At 54.6% G+C, this 7226-nt stretch carries 6 protein-coding genes; 2 read left to right on the top strand and 4 right to left on the bottom strand.

Translation table 11 applies throughout. The features are described 5' to 3' along the window. A partial coding sequence (locus ACEQ15_RS00815) for a hypothetical protein (protein WP_370277061.1) occupies positions 1-197 on the top strand: 197 nt, incomplete at its 5' end. Positions 198-214: 17 nt separating this feature from the next. Here ACEQ15_RS00815 and fba read toward each other — a convergent pair. From fba to tkt, 4 genes are all read right to left on the bottom strand, one after another. After that, the gene (gene fba, locus ACEQ15_RS00810) at positions 215-1279 is read right to left on the bottom strand and encodes a class II fructose-bisphosphate aldolase (RefSeq protein WP_370277060.1); all 1065 of its coding nucleotides are present in this window, start codon (positions 1277-1279) and stop codon (positions 215-217) included. A 105-nt stretch (positions 1280-1384) separates the two neighbouring features. Beyond that, entirely contained in the window at positions 1385-2551 is a 1167-nt protein-coding gene (locus ACEQ15_RS00805; RefSeq protein WP_370277059.1) for a phosphoglycerate kinase, read from the bottom strand. A gap of 39 nt (positions 2552-2590) precedes the next feature. Further along, complete coding sequence (locus ACEQ15_RS00800) at positions 2591-3610, bottom strand: type I glyceraldehyde-3-phosphate dehydrogenase (RefSeq protein ID WP_370277058.1); 1020 nt, start codon at positions 3608-3610, stop codon at positions 2591-2593. A 55-nt stretch (positions 3611-3665) separates the two neighbouring features. Beyond that, entirely contained in the window at positions 3666-5660 is a 1995-nt protein-coding gene (gene tkt / locus ACEQ15_RS00795) for a transketolase (protein WP_370277056.1), read from the bottom strand. Between the two features lie 303 nt (positions 5661-5963). Here tkt and metK point away from each other — a divergent pair, with 303 nt between their 5' ends. Continuing rightward, the gene (gene metK, locus ACEQ15_RS00790) at positions 5964-7154 is read left to right on the top strand and encodes a methionine adenosyltransferase (protein ID WP_370277055.1); all 1191 of its coding nucleotides are present in this window, start codon (positions 5964-5966) and stop codon (positions 7152-7154) included. Positions 7155-7226 lie beyond the last annotated feature (72 nt).

Here is a 7226-nt window from a genome sequence, read left to right as displayed (position 1 = left end):
TTTTGCCAGACCTTCGAATTCATGTCTCGATAGGGGCTGCAGCAACTGATGAAACGCGGTGTTATGATGTGACAAAGCCTGAATCCTTTGTGATTAAAGTGTTTGCTCGCACACTCATTTTACTCACATGGATTCAGGCTTTCTTATTTATCCCACACTATGGGACAGCAGTGGCCCATGGGCTGCCTTTTTGTTAGCAGAAACTAAACCGGGTTTAGTTAACTTTTGGATCCAGCGCACCGGACTCATACTGAGTCGCCATGTTCTCCAGGGAGATCGCTTTGATCTTGTCCGCATTACCTGCAGTACCAAACGCTTCGTAACGGGCGATACAGATCTCGCTCATCGCGTCGATGGTTTTCTTCAGGAATTTACGTGGATCGAACTCAGCCGGGTTTTCCGCCATGAAGCGACGCACCGCGCCGGTAGAAGCCAGGCGCAGGTCAGTATCGATGTTGACCTTACGTACACCGTGCTTGATACCCTCAACGATCTGCTCAACCGGCACACCGTAGGTTTCAGGGATCTCACCACCGAATTCGTTGATCACTGCCAGCCACTCCTGAGGTACAGAAGAGGAACCGTGCATCACCAGGTGGGTGTTAGGAATGCGTTCGTGGATCTCTTTAATGCGGTTGATCGCCAGGATGTCACCGGTTGGTGGACGGGTGAACTTGTACGCACCGTGGGAAGTACCACAGGCGATCGCCAGGGCATCGACACCGGTCTTGGATACAAAGTCTGCCGCTTCTTCCGGATCGGTCAGCAGCTGGTCTTCAGACAAAGTACCTTCAGCGCCGATACCGTCTTCTTCACCCGCCTGCCCGGTTTCCAGGGAACCCAGTACACCCAGCTCACCCTCTACAGAAACACCACACGCGTGTGCCATCTCAACCACGCGACGGGTCACGTCAACGTTGTACTCGTAACTGGATGGCGTCTTACCGTCTTCCATCAGGGAACCGTCCATCATTACGGAGGAGAAACCCATGGCGATGGAACGCTGGTTTACTGCTGGAGAAGTACCGTGGTCCTGATGCATGCAGATCGGGATGTGTGGGAACTCATCGATCGCTGCCAGGATCATGTGACGCAGGAAGTTGGAACCGGCGTACTTACGTGCGCCTGCAGATGCCTGAACAATAACCGGAGAGTTGGTTTTGTCCGCGGCTTCCATGATAGCGCGCATCTGTTCCAGGTTGTTTACGTTAAATGCCGGGATGCCATAACCGTATTCGGCTGCGTGGTCCAGCAGCTGACGCATAGAGATCAAAGCCATTTTTTGAACCTCAAAAATTTATTAGCTGTTGTTATATCACCCGCGTTTGACAGCAACGTGACCTACACTCTGCTGTCGGCAACTAAGCGGGGTTAGCAACGGTAATTACTGAGCTGCGCGCTCTTCCAGTACTGCCACTGCAGGCAGTTTCTTGCCTTCCACGAACTCGAGGAATGCACCACCGCCGGTAGAGATGTAGGACACCTGCTCAGCGATATCGTATTTATCCACAGCTGCCAGCGTATCACCGCCACCCGCGATGGAGAAACCTTTGTTGTCAGCGATTGCCATGGACAGCGCCTTGGTGCCTTCACCGAACTGGTCGAATTCGAATACACCTACAGGGCCGTTCCAGATGATGGTGCCCGCATCTTTCAGCAGTTCCGCCAGAACTTTGGCGGACTCAGGACCGATATCCAGGATCATGTCATCTGCAGCTACATCGTCTGCAGACTTGATCACCGCTTCCGCGTTTTCAGCGAACTCTTTCGCGACAACCACATCGGTTGGCACCGGTACGTTGACCTTCTCCATCAGCGCTTTGGCCTGTGGGATCAGGTCTTCTTCGTACAGGGACTTACCCACTGGCTTGCCCGCAGCAGCCAGGAAGGTGTTGGCGATACCGCCACCCACGATCAGCTGGTCCACTTTGTCGGACAGTGCTTCCAGCACGGTCAGTTTGGTGGATACTTTGGAGCCACCTACGATTGCAGTCAGTGGTTTAGCCGGAGTTTCCAGCGCCTGCGCCAATGCTTCCAGTTCGCCTGCCAGTAGAGGACCTGCACACGCAACCGGTGCGAACTGCGCAACACCATGCGTGGAAGCCTGGGCACGGTGAGCAGTACCAAACGCGTCCATCACGTAAACATCACACAACGCAGCCATCTGCTTGGACAGCGCTTCGTTGTTTTTCTTCTCGCCCGCGTTGAAACGTACGTTCTCCAGCAGGACCAGTTCGCCTTCGGCTACATCGAAACCACCGTCCAGCCAGTCTTTAACCAGCGGCACAGGACGTTCCAGCAGTTTGGAGATGTAATCGGCAACAGGCGCCAGGGAGAACTCCTCAGCGTATTCACCTTCAGTTGGACGGCCCAAGTGGGACATCACCATCACTTTTGCACCGGCTTTCAGTGCCAGCTCAATGGTTGGCAGAGATGCGCGGATACGGGCATCAGAGGTTACCTGGCCATCCTTGACAGGGACATTGAGATCTTCACGGATCAGAACGCGTTTGCCGCTCAGATCCAGATCAGTCATCTTCAGTACGCTCATTGACGTGTCCTAACTCTTTCTAAATAAAAGTAATTGAAATTAGCTTTTAAGCTGCAACCAGTGCTGGCCCACATCCAGCATACGGTTGGCAAAGCCCCATTCGTTATCAAACCAGCACAGCATTTTTACCAGCGTACCGCCGGAAACCCGGGTCTGGGTACCATCGACGATGCCGGAACGCGGATCGCGGTTAAAGTCTACCGATGCGTGCGGCTCATCGGTATAGCCCAAAAGTCCGTTTAGCTCGCCATGCGCCGCCAACTTGAAGATCGCGTTGATCTGATCGCGCGCCGCCGGTCGCTTCAGGTTCAGCGACAGATCCATCGCCGAGACATTGATCGTGGGCACTCGCAGGTGCAAACACTCGAAGCGCTCCGCCAGATGTGGCAACAAGCGGTCGATTCCGCGATTCAGTCCGGTATCCACCGGGATAATGGAGTGCAACGCACTGCGCGTCAGGCGCAGATCGGTCTGGTGATAACTGTCGATCACCGGCTGGTCGTTCATCGCCGAGTGGATAGTGGTGGTCACACCGTTCTCGATACCAAAGGCCTTATCCAGCAAGTACAGCACCGGGACCACACAGTTGGTGGTACAGGACGCTGCCGATACAACTGTATGGTCTGCCTGCAACAGCTTCTCGTTCAGGCCATACACTATGGTGGAATCCACCTCGTCTGTAGCGGGCTGGGAGAACAACAGGCGCTTGGCACCTGCCTGTAGATGGATCTCGGCCGTGGCACGGTCTTTAAAGGAACCGGAGCACTCAAGGACCAGATCGATGCCGAGGTCATCCCAAGGCAGCTTGGCAGGATCGGCTTCGTTCAGAACCAGAATCTGGTCGCCGTTGACCTGCAGGTGGGTACCGTTATGGTCAACCGCCACCGGGAAACGTCCGTGGGTGGTATCGTAGCGGGTCAGATAGGTTACGGTATCAATGTCTGAGAGTTCATTGATCGCCACAACTTCCAGGGTATCGCGGTAGCCGTTCTCGTAGATGGCGCGCAGAACACACTGGCCGATACGGCCGTAACCGTTGATAGCGACGCGGTAGGTCATCAACAGGGCTCAAAACAACAGGGGCAGCTTAAAAAAGCTGCCCCTTTTTTACGGATCAGAGCAGAGATTTAACAGTCTCTGCTACGTTTTCGGTGGTGAAACCGAAGTGCTTGAACAGGTCGCCCGCTGGTGCAGACTCACCGAAGGTGGTCATGCCCACGATCTTGCCGTTCAGGCCAACGTACTTGTACCAGAAGTCAGCCTGCAGGGCTTCAACCGCTACACGTGCAGTCACTGCAGATGGCAGTACTGCTTCACGGTATGCCGCATCCTGCTGGTCAAACAGACGGGTTTCCGGCATGGAAACAACACGCACCTGCTTGCCTTCCGCTGCCAGCGCTTCAGCCGCATCCATTGCCAGAGACACTTCGGAACCGGTTGCGATCAGGATCGCATCTGGCTGACCGTCGGTGTCACGCAGGATGTAACCACCACGCTTGATGTTGGCGATCTGCTCAGCGGTACGCGCCTGGTGTGGCAGACCCTGACGGGAGAATACCAGTGCAGTCGGGCCGTCGTTACGCTCCAGAGCAGACTTCCATGCTACCGCGGACTCAACCGCGTCACATGGACGCCAGCAGCTCAGGTTCGGCGTGTGGCGCATGTTTGCCACCTGCTCGATTGGCTGGTGAGTCGGGCCGTCTTCACCCAGGCCGATGGAATCGTGGGTGTAAACGTGGATTGCACGCTGCTTCATCAGTGCAGCCATACGCAGGGCATTACGCGCGTATTCCATGAATACCAGGAAGGTTGCGCCGTACGGTACGAAACCACCGTGCAGAGCAATACCGTTCATCATCGCGCTCATACCGAATTCACGTACGCCGTAGAACAGGTAGTTGCCGGACGCGTCGTCAGCGCTCACACCTTTGGCACCGGACCACAGAGTCAGGTTGGAACCCGCCAGGTCAGCAGAACCACCCAGCAGTTCAGGCAGCAGAGGACCGTATGCGTTCAGTGCATTCTGAGATGCTTTACGGGATGCAATAGTTTCGCCTTTCTCGGCAACTTCAGCGATGTACGCTTCAGCCTGTTCGGAGAAGTCAGCCGGCAGCTCGCCGCTGATACGACGCAGCAGCTCTTCTGCCAGTTCAGGGTATGCTTCGCGGTATGCGGACAGACGCTCGTTCCACTCGTTTTCTGCGTGGGAACCTGCTTCTGCAGCGTTCCAGTCCGCGTAGATCTCTTCCGGTACTTCAAACGGACCGTGTGCCCAACCCAGACGCTCGCGGGTCAGTGCAATCTCGTCGTCACCCAGTGGTGCGCCGTGGCAGTCTTCTTTACCTTCTTTATTAGGGGAACCAAAACCGATGATGGTTTTGCAGCAGATCAGGGTAGGCTGATCTGTGTTCGCTTTCGCCTGCTCGATCGCCGCGCGAATCTGGTCAGGATCGTGACCGTCTACGCTAGGGATTACCTGCCAGCCGTAAGATTCGAAACGCTTCACGTTGTCGTCGGTGTACCAGCCTTCAACTTCACCGTCGATGGAGATGCCGTTGTCATCCCAGAACGCGATCAGTTTGCCCAGACCCAGGGTACCGGCCAGGGAGCATGCTTCGTGGGAGATCCCCTCCATCATGCAGCCGTCGCCCAGGAACACGTAGGTGTTATGGTCAACGATGTCGTGGCCATCGCGGTTGAACTGCGCCGCCAGGATCTTTTCTGCCGCAGCCATACCCACGGCATTGGTGATGCCCTGACCCAGTGGACCGGTGGTGGTTTCTACACCCGGGCAGTAGCCGTATTCAGGGTGACCCGCTGTTTTGGAGTGCAGCTGACGGAAGCTTTTCAGATCGTCGATAGAAACGTCGTAGCCACTCAGGTGCAACAGAGAGTAAATCAGCATGGAACCATGGCCGTTAGACAGCACGAAACGGTCGCGATCAAACCACATTGGGTTGGTCGGGTTGTGCTTCAGAAAATCGTTCCACAGCACCTCGGCGATATCCGCCATACCCATTGGTGCACCCGGGTGACCGGATTTAGCTTTCTGAACCGCGTCCATGCTCAACGCGCGAATCGCGTTGGCCAGTTCTCTGCGAGAGGACATTCAATCTGCTCCTGGGGGTTGAACCCATTAAATTACGAAAGGATAGGACCCAAAAAATAAGGCGTAATTTTCTCGCAGATAGAATTTTGCTTCAAATAGGAAATCACTGTTTTCCGAAAAAATGAGGCAATTTCATATGAAAATATGAAAATTTCATGAAAAAGCCGAACCCTAATCATGCAAATTTGCCAACAGACAGATAGAATATCGCGCAAATTACCTTTCAAACGAGTCTGCCCCCAGCCATAAAGCGGGAATCTGCGACTCAGGTTTACCCTTAATTGATGAGGATACTTAGCTGAAATGAGCGAATACGGCTTGTTCACTTCCGAATCCGTGTCCGAAGGTCACCCGGATAAGATTGCGGATCAGATCTCCGATGCTGTGCTGGATGCGATTATCGCTGAAGATAAGTACGCACGCGTAGCTTGTGAAACCATGGTAAAAACCGGTGTTGCGATCATCTCTGGTGAGATCAGCACCTCTGCCTGGATCGACCTGGAAGAACTGACCCGTAACGTGATCTGCGAGATCGGTTATAACTCCTCCGATGTCGGTTACGACGGCGAAACCTGTGGTGTAATCAACATCATCGGTAAACAGTCTGTAGACATCGCACAAGGTGTTGACCGCTCCAAGCCTGAAGATCAGGGCGCGGGCGACCAGGGCCTGATGTTCGGCTACGCATCCAACGAAACCGACGTTCTGATGCCAGCACCGATCTGCTACTCCCACCGCCTGGTGGAGCGTCAGGCAGAAGCACGTAAATCTGGCCTGCTGCCTTGGCTGCGTCCGGATGCGAAATCCCAGCTGTCCTTCCGTTACGAAAACGGCAAGCCAGTGGGTATCGACGCGGTTGTACTGTCCACCCAGCACGATCCGGATGTGAAGCTTAGCGACCTGCGCGAAGCGGTAATGGAACTGATCATCAAGCACACCCTGCCAGCTGAGTGGATCTCCAAAGACACCCAGTTCCACATCAACCCAACCGGTAATTTCGTAATCGGTGGTCCTGTGGGCGACTGTGGTCTGACCGGCCGTAAGATCATCGTAGATACCTACGGTGGCATGGCACGTCACGGTGGCGGTGCATTCTCCGGTAAGGATCCATCCAAGGTTGACCGTTCCGCAGCATACGCTGGTCGTTACGTAGCGAAGAACATCGTTGCAGCGGGCCTGGCAGATCGTTGCGAGATCCAGGTGTCCTACGCAATTGGTGTAGCACAGCCGACCTCCGTGTCCATCAACACCTTTGGTACTGGCAAGATCTCCGATGACAAGATCATCGAACTGGTGCGCGAGCACTTCGATCTGCGCCCATACGCGATCACCAAGATGCTGGACCTGCTGCACCCAATGTACAAAGCAACTGCAGCCTACGGCCACTTCGGTCGCGACCCATACGAAATGACTGTCGGTGACGATACTTTCACCGCATTCACCTGGGAACGCACCGACAAAGCTGACACCCTGCGCGCGGCGGCCGGCCTGTAAATCAGGCACACAAAAAAAGCACCTTCGGGTGCTTTTTTTTGGTCAAATTTCCTTAAGAATTTGACACTTAGA

Origin of the sequence: Pontibacterium sp. (assembly GCF_964228735.1) — a bacterium.
GTDB lineage: Bacteria > Pseudomonadota > Gammaproteobacteria > Pseudomonadales > Balneatricaceae > Pontibacterium.
This window is presented reverse-complemented; position numbering and strand designations above follow the sequence as displayed.